The 2,693-nt window shown below is 63.7% G+C and carries 4 protein-coding genes and 1 pseudogene; 4 read left to right on the forward strand and 1 reads right to left on the reverse strand.

Annotated features, from left to right (window positions below; translation table 11 throughout):
- Positions 1-658, reverse strand: a 658-nt coding sequence (locus tag ACFWF3_RS31420) for a beta-ketoacyl synthase N-terminal-like domain-containing protein (RefSeq protein WP_379317388.1), incomplete at its 3' end; no start/stop codon positions are given.
- Between the two features lie 515 nt (positions 659-1,173).
- Here ACFWF3_RS31420 and ACFWF3_RS31425 point away from each other — a divergent pair.
- The 4 genes and pseudogenes from ACFWF3_RS31425 to ACFWF3_RS31440 all read left to right on the forward strand — a co-directional run.
- Positions 1,174-1,398 (forward strand): hypothetical protein, encoded by a 225-nt coding sequence (locus tag ACFWF3_RS31425; RefSeq protein WP_378989844.1) that lies wholly within the window; start codon positions 1,174-1,176, stop codon positions 1,396-1,398.
- Entirely contained in the window at positions 1,398-1,583 is a 186-nt protein-coding gene (locus ACFWF3_RS31430; RefSeq protein ID WP_378630924.1) for a hypothetical protein, read from the forward strand. Before ACFWF3_RS31425 ends, ACFWF3_RS31430 begins: the two co-directional genes overlap by 1 nt.
- 46 nt (positions 1,584-1,629) lie before the next feature.
- Positions 1,630-2,481 (forward strand): MlaE family ABC transporter permease, encoded by an 852-nt coding sequence (locus ACFWF3_RS31435; protein ID WP_378989843.1) that lies wholly within the window; start codon positions 1,630-1,632, stop codon positions 2,479-2,481.
- A 1-nt stretch (position 2,482) separates the two neighbouring features.
- Positions 2,483-2,693: pseudogene (locus ACFWF3_RS31440) on the forward strand (ABC transporter permease); the annotation flags it as partial.

Raw genomic sequence — 2,693 nt, forward strand, 5'->3', positions numbered from 1 at the left:
AGGCTGGGCGCAGACCCGCCAACCCTTCGACAGTCGTCCCGGTGCGTATCGTCTCGTCGGCGACGAGTTCTCCAGCGGCAACGAGCTCGGCATCGAACCCGCCGGATGCCGCGGTGGCGGCGGCCAGCCGATGCGAGCGGGCCGCGAACTCGTCGAGGACCGCACGGTCCAGTTTCCAACGGGCCGCGATGATCTCGGCCGCGATCCCCTGCCCGATCAGGCCGGCCGGATAGCGAGCGGCGAGCGGGCCACGCAGCGAGTCCTTGCCCTGAGTGTTGGAGAACATCGGCGTGCGGCTCATCGACTCGACGCCACAGGCGATCGCCACGTCGTACGCGCCGGCGAGCACACCCTGGGCGGCGAAATGCACGGCTTGCTGACTCGAACCGCACTGTCGGTCAACCGTGGTGGCAGGCACCGATTCCGGGAAGCCCGCCGCCAGCACCGCGGTCCTGCTGATGTTGTTGGCCTGTTCACCGCTCTGGGTGACACAGCCGCCGATCACGTCGTCGACGAGGGCCGGATCGATCCCGGTGCGCGCGACCAACTCTGCCAGCACACCGGCCAGCAGGGTGGCCGGATGCACCGACGACAGTCCTCCGCCGGACTTACCTCGACCCGACGGCGTACGAACCACATCGACGATGACAGCTGACATCTTGAACCTCCTGCACGGTCGCCGAGCACACGACGACATCAATCAAGTAAGTTAACTACCATTCTTACCATGGGCCATCGACGACTAGCCATATAGCCAGTGAGTTAGCCTTTGTGTAGCACATCTATGTTACTCTTCATTCCGCAGCATCACGAGTTGGGGCCCCTCCGCTCGCAAGGACCCGCGCCAACCCGCCAGTAGACGACCGGCGAGCAGGATGCCGCGGGCGCAACCTGCGACAGCACTCGATTCGGTGCCCTATAGGCAATCCCGAATCTATGAGATATGTTACCGGTAATTCTCATCACAGCGATGAGAATAGGTAGTAACTTGATCTTCGGTGATCGACCTCCTGAGCTCTGGAAGCCTCCGCACTTCTTGCATGACTCAGGGGACGGCGATCACCCTTCGGGTCCACCCCCAAAGAACGCTCGACAACAACATCGCACCGCCAACGACGGCGGCCGGCAGGCCTGACGTCGTCCAAGGTCCCGAGGAAGGACACCGGTACCACCATGTTGCGACGGCTGGACAGGTTTCTCAGCTATGAGATGAAGGTGTCCGAATTTCTCGGCACGCTCATCATCATCGGCATCCCGTACGGACTGGTCGGGGTCATCTGGACACTCACCCACACCAGTCATCTGCGTGACCTCCATGGGGCCGACCTGATCGTCTCGTTCCTCGGATCGATCGTGTGCTGGCCCGTACTCGTCTTCGCGAATGTGACGATGACCTGATGATGGCGCTGGTATGGGTCATCGACATCATCGTGATCATCGTCAAGATCCTCGGCGGGCGGACACAGGTCAATCCTGTTCTCCGAGTGGGCATGTGGATCGCGCTGCTCTGCGTCATCGCCTTGTGTCTGGCGGCCGTCGGCGCACTCGTCGTCCTCCTCGAACACTGGCTGAGCTCGCTCTGAGCAGCCGGGAACACAATCCCCCGCAGCAAGAAAGGATCGGTGCAGCGTGACGCCGCAACCGGCCACCGAACCGTCCGAGATCGGACGGCTCATCGACAGCGCCACCGGGCTCTGGCGACGGCATCCTCAGCAGTCGCTCGAGACTCTCGGCAGGCAGGTCCTCCTCGGTCGGGCAACGATCGCGCAGTTGTTTCTCTCTCTCGTGCAACGGCGCTTTCCGTTCCAGGAGTTCATCAAACAGTGCGCCTTCATGGCCAACGTCTCGGCGTTGCCGACCGTTTTCGTCGCGATTCCGGTCGCGGTGGTCGTCTCGATCCAGGTCGGCGCGCTGGTCAACCAAGTCGGCGCCACCACCTTCATCGGTGCGGTCGCCGGACTCGGCATCATCCGCCAGGGCGCACCGCTGGTCACCTCCCTGATGATCGCGGGCGCGGTCGGCTCGGCCATCTGCGCCGATCTGGGCTCCCGCACGATCAGGGAGGAGATCGACGCGATGAAGGTGATGGGCGTCGACCCGGTGCGCCGGCTGGTCGCCCCGCGACTGGCCGCCGCGGTACTGGTGAGCATGCTGCTGTGCGGGTTCATCGTGTTCGTCGGCTTCGCCACCGCCTACTTGTTCAATGTCTATGCCCAGCAGGGCACGCCGGGATCGTTCATCAGCTCGTTCGCCTCGTTCGCGGTGGCGAACGACCTGATGGTCGCGCTGTTCAAGGCGGCGATCTTCGGTGCGCTCACCGCGATCATCGCCTGCGATATCGGACTACACACCAAGGGCGGTCCCGGTGGTGTCGCGAACTCGGTGAACTCGGCGGTGGTCACCTCCGCCCTGATGCTGTTCGCCACCAACATCATCGTTACCCAGCTGTACAACAGCTTCTTCCCCGCGAAGGTGGTGTGAGATGGCCGCCGAGTACGTCCCGCCCGCACTGCGGCCGGTCCGCGCGATCAGCGCGACAGCCAAGATCCCTGTCCAAGCCAATCAGCGCCTCGGCCACCAGGCCATCGTGTTCTTCCAGGCCCTGATCGCCATCCCGTTCACCCTGCGTCACTACCGCAAGGAAGTAGCCCGCTTGGTCGCCGACGTCGGCTGGGGCAACGGCTCGCTCATCG

This window comes from Nocardia sp. NPDC060220 (genome assembly GCF_042727815.1).
Taxonomy (GTDB): Bacteria; Actinomycetota; Actinomycetes; order Mycobacteriales; family Mycobacteriaceae; genus Nocardia.

Bases quoted from the DNA above. Each gene is read 5' to 3' on its own strand.
- ACFWF3_RS31425 (WP_378989844.1), top strand. From the start codon at position 1,174: ATGTTGCGACGGCTGGACAGGTTTCTCAGCTATGAGATGAAGGTGTCC.
- ACFWF3_RS31430 (WP_378630924.1), top strand. From the start codon at position 1,398: ATGATGGCGCTGGTATGGGTCATCGACATCATCGTGATCATCGTCAAG.